Raw genomic sequence first — 14,883 nt, 5'->3', positions numbered from 1 at the left:
TAGGGAATAATATTTAAGCCTTTGTTAAATTAAACTAGGCGGGGTAAGAGAAAGAAAACTACAACGGCATTGTTCATCGCGTGGAGGAAGATCGGCCAGATAAGGCTTTGATTTTCCACCTTTATTTTACCAAAGAAATATCCAGCAATGATCCGGGGAAATATTAATATGAAAAGAATAAGGTCAATCTGCCAACCTTCAATGTAATTCCATATGTGTACCAATCCGAAAAGACCGGCAGTAATAAACCAAAAGCTTATATAATTACGGTAAAGAAAGACTCTTAATTTTCTCAAAACCCTTGCTGGCCTTAAGGAAGAAAAAAACAAAAAAAGAAGAAAGGCAGAAAGAACTACCAGGCTGTATTTCAGGACTGCATTGGCCTCTGGGGGAATAAAGCCCAAAGCGATAAAACTTAACACCGCACAAAAGAATATATAGATTTCGGTAAGGCTTGGTTTTATCAGGCTCCGAAAAAGACTTTCCTCCAGAACTGGAGCGATCACCACGGCCATAATAACGAAGGCCAGCGGACTTTCATTCATGAAATTAAACAGTTCGGTTTGCTGGTATTTTTCCAGATCTATCGAAGGAATTACCGAACTGATGAAACCTAACAGGAAAAAGAATAAAAAATAAGATCCCAACATTAACCAGTAATTACGGAAAAGGTTCCTGGTTTTAGGGGAGAGCTTCAGTAACTGCAAGATTTAGCTTTTAATTTTAATTATCACTGCAATTTCGGGCAAATTTTCCAATAATTTCGGCCTTATGCACTTAAATAGGTATCGTCTTTCCCGGTGGAAGGGCTAACAATCACTCAAATTCACTTTCACTGCGAGCCCCCCCTTAGAGGTTTCTTTGTATTTGGAGTTCATATCCTTTGCGGTGTCCCACATGGTTTCAATCACCTTATCCAGGGGGACCTTTGCTTTACTGGCATCGCTTTCCAGTGCTATTTCTGCGGCGTTAATGGCTTTGATGGCTCCCATTGAATTCCTTTCAATACATGGGACCTGTACCAGCCCGGCAATAGGATCACAGGTCAGGCCAAGATGATGTTCCATGGCGATTTCGGCGGCCATAAGCGATTGTTCGGGCGTACCTCCCAATAGATCTGTTAATCCCGCGGCGGCCATTGCAGAGGAAACTCCAATTTCTGCCTGACATCCACCCATAGCTGCGGAAATAGTAGCTCCTTTTTTAAAGAGGCTGCCAATTTCTCCAGCAACAAGCATAAAACGCTTAAGTTCTTTAAAAGTAGCCTGGTGATTTTCAATGACCATATAATACATCATCACCGCAGGAAGCGTTCCCGAACTACCATTGGTCGGTGCAGTAACTACCCTGCCCAGGGAAGCATTAACTTCATTGACACTGAAAGCAAAGCAACTAACCCATTTAAGGATCTCCCTGAACTTAACCTCCGTTCTTCTAATGGCGCTTATCCATTCATCCTGATTGGAGTATTGCTGGTCTCCTATAAGACGTTGGTGCATCTCATAGGCACGGCGTTTTACGTTAAGGCCTCCCGGAAGCGTGCCTTCGGTATGACAACCGATGTACATGGACTCCAACATCACATTCCATACCTGGCGCAGTCCCTGATCTATTTCCTGATCACTTCGTAGTGACCTTTCATTTTCCAGGACTATTTCTGAAATGCTCTTGTTTTGTTCTTTACAATATTGTAATAATTCCCTGGCTTTTTCTATGGGATAGGGAAATTCCAAAAAGTTCTGCATCTTTTGGCTGGCATTCTTGCGTTCCTTTTTTACTACAAATCCACCACCGATGGAATAGAAGGAAGAAGAATATTTCTTACCACTGGAAAGCCCGGCTCTAAAAATCATTCCGTTTGGATGGAATTCGAGGAACTTACGGTTGAATTTTATGTCCGCTTCAAGATTAAAAGGAACTGATTTTTCCCCGTTGAGCAGTAATTCCCCATGCTGGCGGATTTTATCGATCTCGCTATCTATAATACCGATTTCCATAGTGACCGGGTCATGCCCTAATAGCCCTAAAAGTGTGGCAGTATCTGTAGCGTGACCTTTTCCTGTTAAAGAAAGTGATCCATAAAGATCTATATGGAGCGATTCCACCTGATCGAAATAATCTTTTTTCTTTAATTCAGCGATAAATCGCTGGGCAGCCCGCCAGGGGCCAAGCGTATGCGAGCTAGATGGGCCAACGCCCACCTTCAGCATATCAAAAACACTTATACATTCAATTTTTCGCATTCAGAGCTCATATTTGAATGCAAAAATAAGGATTTGTCAGGCTAAAGCATAGTATATAACAGAAAGTTTAAAACGATTTCGTAACACGCAATTGACAAGCCTTCCAGGATAATGTGACAACCTGTCAGAAGTTTTCCGCTGGCATAATGATTGACTTTAACACAGCGAACTAAAAAAGAATCTAGTAAAATTCAACGTATAAAGTTATGAGTAAAATAATTGGAATTGACTTAGGTACTACCAACTCGTGCGTTGCCGTAATGGAAGGTAATGAGCCAACGGTGATACCTAATGCCGAAGGTAAGAGAACTACGCCTTCTGTAATTGCCTTTGTGGAAGGCGGCGAAATAAAAGTAGGAGATCCTGCAAAGCGTCAGGCTGTAACCAACCCTGAAAAAACTGTAGCATCTATCAAACGGTTTATGGGGAACAAATATTCTGAGTCTTCTAAAGAAGCTGGAAGAGTTCCTTATAAAGTGATAAAAGGAGATAATGATACTCCACGTGTAGATATAGATGGAAGAAAATATACACCACAGGAACTTTCAGCAATGATCCTTCAGAAAATGAAGAAAACTGCTGAAGACTATCTGGGACAAGATGTAACCGAAGCGGTGATTACTGTGCCGGCTTATTTTAATGATTCTCAGCGTCAGGCTACAAAAGAGGCTGGGGAGATCGCCGGACTTAAAGTTCAGCGAATCATTAATGAGCCAACCGCTGCAGCACTTGCTTATGGATTAGATAAAAAATCACAGGATCAGAAAATTGCTGTTTATGACCTTGGTGGTGGTACTTTTGATATCTCCATCCTTGAGTTAGGTGACGGGGTTTTTGAAGTATTATCTACCAACGGAGATACTCACTTGGGAGGTGACGATTTTGATGAGGTGATCATAGATTATCTTGCTGACACCTTTCAAAAAGCAGAAGATATCGATCTAAGAAAGGATCCTATGGCACTTCAGCGTTTGAAGGAAGCCGCAGAAAAAGCTAAGATCGAGCTTTCATCTTCTTCTCAAACCGAGGTCAATCTCCCTTATGTAACGGCTACTTCGAGTGGACCAAAACACCTTGTAGAAACCCTTACCCGTTCTAAATTCGAGCAACTTGCTGATGAATTGGTGAAGCGTTCTATGAACCCGGTGAAAAAAGCCTTAGATGATGCAGGGCTTTCCAAAAGCGATATTGACGAGGTAATTCTTGTTGGTGGTTCAACTCGTATTCCTAAAATACAACAGGAAGTAGAAGCTTTCTTCGGAAAGAAACCTTCTAAAGGAGTAAACCCTGATGAGGTTGTGGCCATTGGTGCCGCGATCCAGGGTGGAGTGTTAACCGGAGATGTAAAAGATGTATTGCTTTTAGATGTGACCCCACTTTCCCTTGGTATTGAAACAATGGGTGGTGTGAACACTAAACTTATCGAGGCCAATACCACGATCCCTACAAAGAAATCACAGACTTTCTCTACCGCTGCCGATAACCAGCCTTCAGTAGAAATTCACGTGTTACAGGGAGAGCGTCCGATGGCAGCCGATAACAAGACCATTGGTAGATTCCACTTAGACGGAATTCCACCAGCTCCAAGAGGAACACCTCAAATTGAAGTGACTTTTGATATCGATGCCAATGGTATTATTAAAGTAAGTGCAACCGACAAGGCTACCGGAAAATCTCAGGATATTCGAATTGAAGCTTCTTCAGGTCTTACCGAAGAGGAAATCGAAAAGATGAAGCAGGAAGCCGAGGCTAACGCTGAAACCGATAAAAAGGCCAAGGAGAAAGTAGATAAGCTCAATGAGGCTGATGCTATGATCTTCCAGACCGAAAAACAACTTAAGGAATTTGGTGACAAACTTTCGGATGAAAAGAAAAAGCCTATCGAAGAAGCTTTGGAAGAACTGAAGAAAGCCTATGAAACCAAGGAAGTTGAAACTATTCAACCTGCATTGGATAAGATCAATGAAGCCTGGAAAACCGCATCTGAAGAGATGTACAAAGCACAGGCGGAAGCCCAGGGCGGCCAGGCCGGAGGTCCTCAAGGAGGTCCTGGCGCGGGAGCTCAAGGTGGTCAAGCCGGAGGAGGAGACTCCAAAGGAGGAGACGATGTTGAAGATGTAGATTTTGAAGAAGTGAAGTAAGCCAGAGGGCTATTTTCAAAGGACCCAGTCCATTGAAAATAAATCGACCGCTTAATCCGACTAAGGTCGGTTTCACAAATCAAATAATAATAATCCTTGCAGATCATCAGGTCTGCAAGGATTTTTTTATGAAAAGCGTCATCATCGAGATTATCGGTGGGCGCTTTTTAAATTATAATAAAGCATTCCTTAATTGGCGAATCTATAGCTATAAATATCAATTATTTTAAAGCCGCAAGTTGTTACCCTACATAAGGATTCTGTAATAGAGATATCCTAAATTGAACAGCACCAGAAACCAGAAGCACACCAGGCTGAAGATCCTGTAATTTTTACCCGGGCGGTATTTTTTGGGCATTTGTTTTCCAGTAACAAGTCTGTAATTAAACCAGGCTAAAAATGGTGCCGAGAGAAATGAAAGTCCGGCGGCGAAATCTACTAGAAGGGTAAAGGAACCTGAAAGGAAAAATAATATGGAGAGCGAAAAAAGCGGGATAACAAAAATGGCCCAGCTATAGATCTTCCATTTTTGCCTTCTGTCCTCCGGGGTGTTTTTTTCAGGATTTTTTAATTCTGAGATTACCCGTGGAAAGGCATCGGTGACAGTGATTACCGTACTCAGCATAGTGATAAAGGCAGCAAATGAAATCAGGGGTTTACTCCAGGAGCCCAGTGTTTTCCCATAGAGTGCGACAAGCTGACTGGAGAATTCTACGCTATTTCCTGAAAAAGAAGACCCACTGCCAAACATCACTAAGACTCCCAGTAGGAAGAACAATAAACCTATAAATGCAGCAGCCAGATAACCTACATTGAAATCGGCGAAAGCTCCTTTAACCGAAGTTTTCTCTTTGCTTTGAATCGCCTTTTCCCGGGTCCAGATTGAATGCCATACCGAAGCATCGAGCGGGATTGGCATCCAGCCCATAAAGGCAATGATAAAACCAAAGCTGGCGGTTGTCCAGATGGAGGGCCCTGTTGCGTTTTGAACGGTTTTCAAGGTTCCTGCGCCAAAAGCCATAATTACAGCCAGCAAGGTCGCCAGGGTAAGCAAGCTCACGATAAACTTCATACTTTTATCAAGACCGGGATATTTTCCGATTAAAAGCAGTGCGATACTAGCCCCCAAAATGCTAAGGCTCCAGAGAAACGGAGACCATCCCAGGGAGAACAGTCGCTCAGCCAACCCGGCGGAGACTATGGTAACCGCGGCCTGGATGATGAACATACTACCAAAAGTTATGATAATATAGATCCAGTAGGGGAATTTACCCAGGCGTTTATAGCCCGAAATAAGATGCTGTCCTGTGGCTGCCGCATAACGCGGACCGAATTCCAGGAACGGATATTTGGAAATGCAGGCAAGGATCAAAGCCCAGATTAAAATAAACCCGTAATCGGCTCCCGCTCGGGTGGCCTGTACTAAATGAGAAACCCCAATAGCCGCTCCAGCTAATAAAAATCCAGGGCCGATATTTTTTAAAATAGATTTTTTTGAAGCGGTTTTAAGTTTCATGGTGTATTTGAGCCTTGAGCAGTTCTTTATACCAAAGCAATTTTATAATTAAAATTCCACAATTTAAACAAATTCTGTGAGGATTTTTCTGTTGACCTCATGCCCACCCTGGAAGACCCGAATCTCCAAATTTCTTGGAAATACAGCCTTTAGGTGATTCTCTTCCTTTTTAATAATCTCCTGGTTTAGGAATTCATCCTGTTCTCCATAGATGAAATGGAATTTAGCGTCTTTCAAGAAGGAGAATTCTTTTGCCTTCAATTCCGCAGGCACCCTTCCTGAATGCATAATGAGCTGGTTACAGGCAATTTTTCTTCTGGCTACCCACCTGGTCACAACGGAAACACCCTGGGAATAACCAAAAAGAAGTAGATTCGGAGCATTTTCCAGGTGCTCTGCTTTATAAATTTCATCGAGATAATTCATTAGGTTTTCGATTTCTAATTCAGTGTTTTCCCGGGTTAACCAGGAAGCCCCCACGTGGGTATACTTTCCGTTGAGATAATATTTAGAGGGTGCCTGAGGCGCGATGAAATAATTCTCCTCTGAATTCAGGTGTCGGAAGTATTTCAGGAAATACCTGCTTAAGTAACCAATTCCGTGGCAAACCACCCACACGTTTCTGGTCTTTGGAGTAAAGGTATTCAACACCTCATAGGTGTTAATGCTTTGGTAGGAAACCTGTTTCTCACTGCTCATTTTTACGTATTTTTACAAAGTAACCAATCTTATTGTGATGACCCAAGAAGAAATTTTAGCGCTTTCCAGAAAAGTATGTAAAAACACCTTGATGGAAACCCTTGATATTGAATTTACTGAAGTTGGAGATAATTATCTTGTGGCGAAAATGCCGGTAACCTCAAAGGTGCATCAGCCCGATGGTGTGCTGCATGGGGGTGCCAGTGTCGCTTTGGCCGAAAGTGTAGGGAGTATGGCCAGTTACGTATTTTTGAATACAGAAGATTACTTCGTTCGAGGCATAGAGATTTCGGCTAACCATTTAAAGAGTATCTCTGAGGGTTTCGTGTATGCCAAAGCAAGCGTTCTTCATAAGGGCCGTACCACGCAACTCTGGGAAATAAGGATAACCGATCAACAGGATAACCTGATTTCTCTTGTAAAACTCACCACGATCGCTTTACCAAAAAATAAGTAAATGATGAATGCAGAAGATTTTTTTAGTAGGCTTAAAGAACAATTACAACAGGGAAAGCCATTTGTTGCCTGGCATGATCCGGGATCGGGCAGGGAGATGACCACCGCCCTGTTGCAGGAAGATACCTCGGAAAACCTAGTCAGTGATTTCACAGAAAGTGGATTTATTTTCGCGCCCTTTGAAAGAGGCTTGCCCATTTATATCATTGAGCAAGACAAGGCGGAATTCCTCCAAACGGAATATTCTGGTTTCATAGACCATGAAAAGGCCCTGGAAAAGGAGGGGACTGAATTCCCTCCGGAACAATTTGTTCAAAAGGAAAAGACCATTCATGAAAATTTAGTACAAAGAGGCATAGACGCCATAAAGGAGGGGGTCTTTGAGAAGGTTGTACTTTCCAGAAAGGAGGAGGTAGAAACGCAACTGGGTCCCCTCGAGATTTTTAAGGACTTGCTTAAAAAATATAAAGATGCCTTTGTTTACCTCTGGTTTCATCCTAAAACCGATACCTGGCTGGGTGCTACTCCGGAAACCTTATTAAAAGTGCAAAGGAATAAGTTTCAAACGATGGCCCTTGCCGGGACTCAATCCTTTAAAGGGGTTACCGATGTAAGTTGGGGAAAGAAGGAAATTAAGGAACAGCAGATCGTGGCCGATTATATCCTGGAAAACGTCAAAGCGGTAACTACCGGAAAAACAGACCGCTCTGAGGCCTATACAAAGAGAGCCGGAAATCTCCTGCACCTGCGCACTGATATCCAGGGTGAAATTCAACCAGGCACTTCCAATTTAAAGGCGCTGATAGCGGCCTTACATCCCACTCCTGCCGTTTGTGGGATGCCTCGTGAACAGGCAAGGGAATTTATATTGAATAACGAAAACTACGATCGCGAGTTCTACACTGGGTTTCTGGGTGAACTGAATTTTAAAAAGGAGATTAAACGAAGCTCCAACCGACGCAATCAGGAAAACCAGGCTTATGCAAGTATAAGCCCTATGACCTCCTTGTTTGTGAATTTACGCTGTATGAAGATGGAGGATGACGAAGCTGAGATCTTTGTAGGTGGTGGAATTACCAAAGATTCCGATCCGGTAAGGGAGTTCGAAGAAACCCAAAATAAAGCCCAGACCATCAAGGCGGTTTTAGTTAAATAATTCCGCCGGAAAATTGTAATTTTGGAAGACAAACTAAAGGTCTTCAACAAAAATTACACAATCCAAGTAGCCTGCCCTGGTTAAATCCAGGGTGACACTTTTCAAAATATATATTTGTGAAATACTCCAAAATTCCTGTTGCCCGCTCGGTTGTAGCGCTTTGTGTGGCTAAAGATATTCATCATGTAGTAATCTCCCCGGGTTCGCGAAATGCTCCCCTTACCCTGGGATTCACTCATCATCCTGAAATTAAGCCCTACAGTATAGTAGATGAGCGATCGGCAGCATTTTTTGCCCTGGGAATGGCGCAACAACTCCAACAACCTGTGGCCTTGGTTTGCAGTTCCGGATCAGCATTACTGAATTATTATCCGGCCATCGCAGAGGCATTTTACAGTGATATTCCGCTGGTGATCATTTCCGCAGACCGACCGGTCGAACGTATTGATATAGGGGATGGGCAAACCATACGGCAGAAAAATGTTTTTGAAAATCATATTCTTTATTCAGCGAATTTACACTCAGAATTGGTGTTAGACCAGAGCTCCAACGATCCTAAACTTCAGCAGAAACAATTTGAAGCGCAGAAACACAACGAAAGAGAGATAAACCTGGCCCTGAATAAGGCGATTGAAGGGAAAGGTCCCGTCCATATCAATGTACCGTTTTATGAGCCCTTATATGATCTTGTGGAAAATGTGAAGGTGAATCCCCTCCAAATTCTTCCTGAGCGGAAAGAACGCACTTATTCTGAGAAACAATTAGCCGCATATGCTGATATCTGGAATAAGGCAAAGCGAAAGATGGTGATTGTGGGGGTGGCCCAACCCAATGCAGTGGAACAGCGATTTCTGGAAGAACTAGCTAAAGATGACTCGGTCATCTTTTTTACTGAAACCACTTCAAATTTGCATCACCCCGATTTTATAACCAGAATTGATACCGTCATTGGACCAATTGAAAGAGAAGAAGATCCGGATCAGCTCTTCCGGAGACTCCAGCCTGAGATCCTGCTTACTTTTGGGGGAATGATCGTATCGAAAAAAATCAAGGCCCTTCTAAGAAAATATCAGCCCCAACAACATTGGCATATTGATGATAAAAAAGCTTACAATACCTTTTTCTGTCTGAATAAACATTTCGAAACCGATGTGAATTCTTTTTTAGGCCATTTTCTTCCTTTGGTAAAGCACCAGAAAAGCGATTATGGAAATTTCTGGAAAAATATTTGGAAGAAACGCCAGGAAAGGCACGAGCAGTACATGGATGAGATACCCTATTCCGATCTAATGGCAATGCAAATGGTAGCACCGGAAGTACCTGAAAATTACATGCTACAGCTGGGGAATAGTTCCATTATCCGTTATGCCCAGTTATTCCAGTGGAAAGAAAGTTTACCAATATTTTGTAACCGTGGTACCAGCGGAATTGATGGCAGTGTTTCCACAGCGGCCGGGGCCGCCTGTGTCTCTGAAGACCCCACACTTTTGATCGTAGGGGATTTAAGCTTTTTCTATGACAGTAATGCGCTTTGGAATAATTATTTGCCAGGTAATTTCAGGATAATTGTGTTGAATAACCAGGGTGGAGGTATATTCAGAATTCTTCCGGGAAATAAGAATACCGAAAATTTCGATACCTATTTCGAAACGGTACATCAGCTCAAGGCCAGATCGGTTTGTGAACATTATGGATTGGAGTATGCTTTTGCCGAAGATTCCCAGGATATCAAAAAGGAAATGCAAAACTTTTTTGAGCCTTCGGAAAGACCTAAGCTTTTGGAAATTTTCACTCCCCGAAAGCTCAATGATGAGGTCTTGCTCGAATACTTCAATTTTATGAAATCTTAAGATTTGATTTTCGGCATAGCGTCCTGTTTTTGCTAATTTTAGGGGTATTAACCAAAAAATATTAAGTATGGCAACTAAAACAGAAGAAAAAGTCGGGAAGTATATTCAGGATGTAAAGGAAAAAGTTGGAGAAGAGCCTGATGTGGATCTCCTTAGAAAAGTAACCGAAGAATTAGGTCCAAGTATCTTCAGAAGTGATGCGGAAACCGTTTCAAGTTCCTCGGAATCTGAAATGGATACCGTAAAAAGGAATTTTTTAATCAAGAAACTAGGACTTAAAGACGATGAAAAGCTTGATGTAGGTCTTAATGCAGTAATGGAAAAATATGGAAAATCGAACCGTAATAAGTATCGTGCGGTGGTCTATTACCTGCTTACCAGGTATTTCAAGAAAGAAAACGTGTATAAATAAGAAGAGAATTAATAATTTGAGAATCCGCTTTTTGGTCACAATTGGCGGATTTTCTGTTTTTTAGGGAAAGCCGATAATTAAAAAGTATCTTTGCATTTTAAATTTTTAGTATGCTGACAATTGGTCAATATCACAGCCTTACGATAGACCGGGAAACCGAGCCGGGACTTTTTCTTACCAGTGAAGAAGGTGATGAGGTTTTACTACCGAATAAATACATTCCTCAAACCTGGGAAATAGGTGGAACCCTTGAGGTATTCGTTTACCTGGACCACCAGGAGCGCCCTGTGGCCACTACTTTAAATCCCCTGGTGAAACTTGACGAATTTGCCTTTTTAAAATGCGTGGAAGTAAATGAATTTGGAGCCTTCCTGGACTGGGGATTGGAGAAACATTTGTTCGTGCCTTTCAAGGAACAGGCCTATCCGATGAAAAAGGGCGGGCGATATTTGATCTTTTGTTATTTGGATGAAGAAACCGATCGTCTTGTGGCTTCAAGCAAAGTTCATGCTTTTCTTGATAATTCCGAATTAACGGTGGAACCTTTTGAGGAAGTGGATCTAATTATTAGCAACAAATCCGATCTGGGATATAACGTAATCATCAATGAAATTCATCTGGGGCTCATCTATAATGATGAGATTTTCCAGCCGCTCAATGTGGGGGATCAAATGAAAGGCTTTATAAAGAAAACCAGGCCGGACGGAAAGATCGATGTGATGCTTCAACGACCAGGATACAGAAGTATTGAACCCAATGCGCAACGCATCCTCGATGAACTTGCTGCAAATAATGGCCATTTAAAGCTCACGGATAAAGCCGATCCTGCCATGATACAAAATATTCTGGGAATGAGTAAAAAAAGCTATAAACGCGCTGCAGGGAACCTTTATAAGCAACGAAAAATAGACATCACTCAGGATGGTATCTATTTAAGGGATTCTTAGTAATACCTCCCGTAAGGGGAATACAGTGGCCTGCGTCCATACATGCTTCTCAAACCTGAATTATGAAGTGCGTTTTGATAAATGCGTTGGTTGCGATAATAGGGGTTTGAATTAAGTGCATCGTTTTCTACTTCAGCCCGCCTGTACAACCCGGTTTGATTGGTAAATTCAAAATCCTTTCTTTCTTTTTTAGGCAGAGGAGAACCAATATCAACCGTGCGTTGCTGGTAGTTATTTTTTTCATCGATCAGTGCGACGATGTCAACGGCGTTCCTTTTATTTTTATCTACATTGAGGAATTTTCCGCTGGGTAAATTAAAATTGGATTTTTCAAACCCGAAATCAAAATCTCCCAAACCTCGATTGAGATCCTTTCGGCTTAGATCAAAATCGGCGGCATTCCAGGTTTCAAATTCCTGAGCAACAAGCCCTGAGGTGATACAAAAGAAGAAAAAAAGAAATAGTAATCGGAACTTCATCTTGGATTTTTTGATATGACTTCAAAAATAATGCAAATCTAGCGACTTTCCTTTAAATTATTAATTTCACCGGAAGCATCAAAAAATCTTATTTTTACATTAAAATAGAAATTATGAGCAAGATAGACTGGAAAACAGTGAAAACCTATGAGGATATCACCTATAAGAAAGCAAATGGCGTAGCCCGTATAGCATTTAATCGTCCGGAGGTTAGAAATGCCTTCAGACCAAAGACCACCAGTGAATTACTGGATGCCTTTCATGATGCACATGAAGACACCGCAATAGGGGTGGTGTTGCTCTCTGCTGAAGGACCATCCCCGAAAGACGGGAAATGGGCATTCTGTAGTGGAGGTGATCAGAAAGCGCGCGGACACCAGGGATATGTCGGAGAAGACGGATACCATCGCCTGAATATCCTGGAGGTTCAACGCTTAATTCGATTTATGCCTAAGGCGGTAATTTGTGTGGTTCCCGGCTGGGCAGTAGGGGGTGGACATAGCCTCCATGTAGTTTGTGATCTTACCCTTGCCAGTAAGGAACATGCTATTTTCAAGCAAACCGATGCCGATGTAACGAGTTTTGATGCCGGGTATGGTTCAGCCTACCTCGCCAAGATGGTAGGACAGAAAAAGGCCCGGGAGATCTTTTTCCTTGGGAGGAATTATTCAGCCCAACAAGCCTATGAGATGGGGATGGTAAACGCGGTAATTCCCCATAATGAACTTGAGGATACGGCTTACCAATGGGCTCAGGAAATTATGGCCAAATCACCAACTTCCATAAAAATGTTGAAATTCGCCATGAACATGACCGATGATGGAATGGTAGGCCAGCAGGTGTTTGCCGGAGAAGTGACCCGCCTGGCTTATATGACCGATGAAGCCAAAGAAGGTCGAGACGCTTTTCTGGAAAAAAGAAAACCTAATTTCGATAAAAAATGGATCCCATAACCAAAGATTTTAGCAACCAGCAAATAGACCTGGCTTCCTTACCCAAATATGAAACAGTAGCTTTGTCTTCGGTTTCCTCGAAGTACCTTGTGAAAATGAATATTCAGACAGGTATTTTGATGCTCATCCTTTTTATCGCACTAGGATTATTCTGGTTTTTTCAACCGGGCACGTTCCGGCCAGGTCTTATCTTTATCCTTATATTAATTGTTTTTCTCTTGAGGTTTTGGAACAATTATAAATTGCTTCAAAGCCTGGGTTATGCCCTAAGGGAAAAGGATATCATTTATAAACGAGGATTTTTATTCAGTAAAACAACTGTAATCCCCTTTAACAGGGTGCAACACGCTTCTATCTCCAGGGGTATTTGGGATAAGGTTTTAAATATTTCCAGTCTTAATATTTTTACCGCAGGTGGAAGCGGGAGCGATATTGTCATTCCCGGTTTAGCCCCGGAAATGGCACTCCGTTTAAAAGAAGCTATTGCGGTAAAGATTTCCAGTGATGAATTCTAATCCCTATAGTACCACTCAGCACCAATCCGCAGTAGGAATTCTTCTCATTTACCTTTCCAGTATCTATAAATTGTTTAGAATGTTTTGGGCCCTGGGGGCCTATCTATTAATTAGTAACCCGAGTAAAAGCACGCTTATTTATGCGGGATTGGGTGTGCTGGTAATAGGGGTTTTAACCATGGTCTATAGTTACCTGTATTACCGGAGGTTTATTTTCTATATAGATTATAAGCGGGAGGAATTTATTTTGGAAAAAGGGGTTTTCGCCTCGGAGAATGCCGCGATTCCCTTTGACAAAATTCAGCAGGTTTATTTTAAACGCTCGGTGCTACAGCGGCTAATAGGGGTGTATAGCCTGGTCATAGATACCGCTGGAAGCAATAAAAAAGAAGTGGAAATAAAGGCTATCTCCAGGGAGGATGCCAACAGGCTTTCAGAAATCCTTCTAAAGGCGAAATCTGAAAAATCCCAGGCAGAGCAACTGAGTGAAGAACCTGTTTCAGAAAGGGAAAACCAGGAAGTCTGGACCCATAAAGTTGGAATACCTACCTTATTGAAAATTGGAATCAGCACCAATTATCTACGAGGCTTGTCTTTGATCTTCGCTTTTGTAATGACTATTTACAATAGGATAAATACCTATTTCAAAGACCGGATGGAGGATATGGAGGTCTATGTCTCTCAGTTTTCAGGGGTAATGCAATCCATAGGGTTTTTAGCCATCCTTTTTGTACTGCTGCTGGTCCTGAGTATCAGCATTACGATTATTGAAGTGTTCATTAAGTATTACGGGTTAAAAATTCAGCAGAATAAGGATAAAATTGAGGTTGAAATGGGACTGCGCACCAATACTAAGGTTTCGCTACAGCCCAGGAGGCTTCAGTTGATGCGCGTAAAAACAAATCCGGTGCAGCAGCGATTAAATCTCTATGAGGCCCAGATTTCTTTATCCAGCAGCGAGAATGAACTTCAGAAAAATAAAATAAAGATCCCAGGATTGAGAAAAGATATCGTTGCGAAAATAAAATATTTCCTGTATCCTGAATCTTCTAAATCCAGCTTTCAAACGAGCTTTTGCCCGCATAAATTATTGTTATTTCGGAAAATCTCACTGCTGCTATTGCCACTTGGGGTATTTCTGGCTTTTTGGTATTTTTCGAGTTTTATACCCTTAGCATCCTGGGCGGTGATGACCCTGTCAGGCTTATATATTTTGGCGGGGGTAGGTATACTATTTCTGGCATTCAAGGCTCGAAAACTTATCTTTACCGAGGAATTCCTTGCAAAGAAAACGGGTTTCTGGAATAAGACTGAAGAAACCCTGGAACTATACAAAATCCAATCGATCAGTGTAAAACAACCGATCTGGTATCGTCGCAGAAATCTGGTAAATGTCGTATTTCATACTGCCGGGGGAGATCTTAGCTTTAATGCCGTGACTAAGGCCATTGTGCCGTATGTCAATTACGTTTTGTATAAAGCAGAAGCTAGTCCTAAAAACTGGATGTAAGAAATT

14 protein-coding genes are annotated in these 14,883 nt (G+C 42.0%); 9 read left to right on the top strand and 5 right to left on the bottom strand.

Annotated features, from left to right (window positions below; genetic code table 11):
* Positions 1-29: 29 nt before the first annotated feature.
* Together ACW6NC_RS08925 and ACW6NC_RS08920 are read right to left on the bottom strand one after the other, a co-directional pair.
* On the bottom strand, positions 30-707 hold the full coding sequence (locus ACW6NC_RS08925) for a CPBP family glutamic-type intramembrane protease (protein WP_457865347.1): 678 nt from the start codon (positions 705-707) through the stop codon (positions 30-32).
* Between the two features lie 102 nt (positions 708-809).
* On the bottom strand, positions 810-2,243 hold the full coding sequence (locus ACW6NC_RS08920) for an L-serine ammonia-lyase (protein ID WP_457865345.1): 1,434 nt from the start codon (positions 2,241-2,243) through the stop codon (positions 810-812).
* Positions 2,244-2,449: 206 nt separating this feature from the next.
* On the opposite strand from ACW6NC_RS08920, the gene dnaK reads away from it, so the two are divergent.
* Positions 2,450-4,384, top strand: a complete 1,935-nt coding sequence (dnaK, locus tag ACW6NC_RS08915) for a molecular chaperone DnaK (RefSeq protein WP_457865343.1) — start codon at positions 2,450-2,452, stop codon at positions 4,382-4,384.
* 247 nt (positions 4,385-4,631) lie between these two features.
* Here the strand turns inward: dnaK and ACW6NC_RS08910 are convergent, their stop codons facing one another.
* Positions 4,632-5,900, bottom strand: a complete 1,269-nt coding sequence (locus ACW6NC_RS08910) for an Nramp family divalent metal transporter (RefSeq protein WP_457865342.1) — start codon at positions 5,898-5,900, stop codon at positions 4,632-4,634.
* A 63-nt stretch (positions 5,901-5,963) separates the two neighbouring features.
* Positions 5,964-6,599, bottom strand: a complete 636-nt coding sequence (locus ACW6NC_RS08905) for an alpha/beta hydrolase (RefSeq protein ID WP_457865340.1) — start codon at positions 6,597-6,599, stop codon at positions 5,964-5,966.
* Positions 6,600-6,636: 37 nt separating this feature from the next.
* On the opposite strand from ACW6NC_RS08905, the gene ACW6NC_RS08900 reads away from it, so the two are divergent.
* The 5 genes from ACW6NC_RS08900 to ACW6NC_RS08880 all read left to right on the top strand — a co-directional run bounded on the left by ACW6NC_RS08900 (position 6,637) and on the right by ACW6NC_RS08880 (position 11,420).
* Positions 6,637-7,056, top strand: a complete 420-nt coding sequence (locus tag ACW6NC_RS08900) for a PaaI family thioesterase (protein WP_457865338.1) — start codon at positions 6,637-6,639, stop codon at positions 7,054-7,056.
* Positions 7,057-8,211 carry a chorismate-binding protein gene (locus tag ACW6NC_RS08895; RefSeq protein WP_457865336.1) on the top strand — a complete coding sequence of 385 codons (1,155 nt, stop codon included), beginning with the start codon at positions 7,057-7,059 and terminating at the stop codon, positions 8,209-8,211.
* Between the two features lie 116 nt (positions 8,212-8,327).
* Positions 8,328-10,061, top strand: a complete 1,734-nt coding sequence (gene menD, locus ACW6NC_RS08890) for a 2-succinyl-5-enolpyruvyl-6-hydroxy-3-cyclohexene-1-carboxylic-acid synthase (protein WP_457865334.1) — start codon at positions 8,328-8,330, stop codon at positions 10,059-10,061.
* 67 nt (positions 10,062-10,128) lie between these two features.
* Positions 10,129-10,473, top strand: a complete 345-nt coding sequence (locus ACW6NC_RS08885; protein WP_457865332.1) for a DUF2853 family protein — start codon at positions 10,129-10,131, stop codon at positions 10,471-10,473.
* A 110-nt stretch (positions 10,474-10,583) separates the two neighbouring features.
* A complete protein-coding gene (locus ACW6NC_RS08880; protein ID WP_457865330.1) occupies positions 10,584-11,420 on the top strand; it encodes a CvfB family protein in 837 nt (278 codons plus the stop codon).
* Here ACW6NC_RS08880 and ACW6NC_RS08875 read toward each other — a convergent pair.
* A complete protein-coding gene (locus tag ACW6NC_RS08875; RefSeq protein ID WP_457865328.1) occupies positions 11,417-11,899 on the bottom strand; it encodes a hypothetical protein in 483 nt (160 codons plus the stop codon). The genes ACW6NC_RS08880 and ACW6NC_RS08875 overlap by 4 nt on opposite strands.
* 113 nt (positions 11,900-12,012) lie before the next feature.
* On the opposite strand from ACW6NC_RS08875, the gene ACW6NC_RS08870 reads away from it, so the two are divergent.
* Genes ACW6NC_RS08870 through ACW6NC_RS08860 form a run of 3 tightly spaced genes read left to right on the top strand, consistent with a single transcriptional unit; the run spans position 12,013 to position 14,877 of the window.
* Positions 12,013-12,852 carry a 1,4-dihydroxy-2-naphthoyl-CoA synthase gene (locus tag ACW6NC_RS08870; protein ID WP_457865326.1) on the top strand — a complete coding sequence of 280 codons (840 nt, stop codon included), beginning with the start codon at positions 12,013-12,015 and terminating at the stop codon, positions 12,850-12,852.
* On the top strand, positions 12,840-13,367 hold the full coding sequence (locus tag ACW6NC_RS08865) for a PH domain-containing protein (protein WP_457865325.1): 528 nt from the start codon (positions 12,840-12,842) through the stop codon (positions 13,365-13,367). The genes ACW6NC_RS08870 and ACW6NC_RS08865 overlap by 13 nt, the downstream gene beginning before the upstream one ends.
* Positions 13,357-14,877, top strand: coding sequence for a PH domain-containing protein (locus ACW6NC_RS08860; RefSeq protein ID WP_457865323.1), 1,521 nt, complete (start codon positions 13,357-13,359; stop codon positions 14,875-14,877). Before ACW6NC_RS08865 ends, ACW6NC_RS08860 begins: the two co-directional genes overlap by 11 nt.
* Positions 14,878-14,883 lie beyond the last annotated feature (6 nt).

The organism is Salegentibacter profundi, assembly GCF_054121475.1.
Note: the sequence above shows the minus strand (reverse complement) of the source record. Positions and strands in the feature narration are given on the sequence as shown.

What these genes read in the sequence shown, in the direction of transcription:
- ACW6NC_RS08920 (WP_457865345.1), bottom strand. Translation starts at nt 2,243, where the DNA reads ATGCGAAAAATTGAATGTATAAGTGTTTTTGATATGCTGAAGGTGGGC.
- dnaK (WP_457865343.1), top strand. Translation starts at nt 2,450, where the DNA reads ATGAGTAAAATAATTGGAATTGACTTAGGTACTACCAACTCGTGCGTT.
- ACW6NC_RS08910 (WP_457865342.1), bottom strand. Translation starts at nt 5,900, where the DNA reads ATGAAACTTAAAACCGCTTCAAAAAAATCTATTTTAAAAAATATCGGC.
- ACW6NC_RS08905 (WP_457865340.1), bottom strand. Translation starts at nt 6,599, where the DNA reads ATGAGCAGTGAGAAACAGGTTTCCTACCAAAGCATTAACACCTATGAG.
- ACW6NC_RS08900 (WP_457865338.1), top strand. Translation starts at nt 6,637, where the DNA reads ATGACCCAAGAAGAAATTTTAGCGCTTTCCAGAAAAGTATGTAAAAAC.
- ACW6NC_RS08895 (WP_457865336.1), top strand. Translation starts at nt 7,057, where the DNA reads ATGATGAATGCAGAAGATTTTTTTAGTAGGCTTAAAGAACAATTACAA.
- ACW6NC_RS08885 (WP_457865332.1), top strand. Translation starts at nt 10,129, where the DNA reads ATGGCAACTAAAACAGAAGAAAAAGTCGGGAAGTATATTCAGGATGTA.
- ACW6NC_RS08880 (WP_457865330.1), top strand. Translation starts at nt 10,584, where the DNA reads ATGCTGACAATTGGTCAATATCACAGCCTTACGATAGACCGGGAAACC.
- ACW6NC_RS08875 (WP_457865328.1), bottom strand. Translation starts at nt 11,899, where the DNA reads ATGAAGTTCCGATTACTATTTCTTTTTTTCTTCTTTTGTATCACCTCA.
- ACW6NC_RS08870 (WP_457865326.1), top strand. Translation starts at nt 12,013, where the DNA reads ATGAGCAAGATAGACTGGAAAACAGTGAAAACCTATGAGGATATCACC.
- ACW6NC_RS08865 (WP_457865325.1), top strand. Translation starts at nt 12,840, where the DNA reads ATGGATCCCATAACCAAAGATTTTAGCAACCAGCAAATAGACCTGGCT.
- ACW6NC_RS08860 (WP_457865323.1), top strand. Translation starts at nt 13,357, where the DNA reads ATGAATTCTAATCCCTATAGTACCACTCAGCACCAATCCGCAGTAGGA.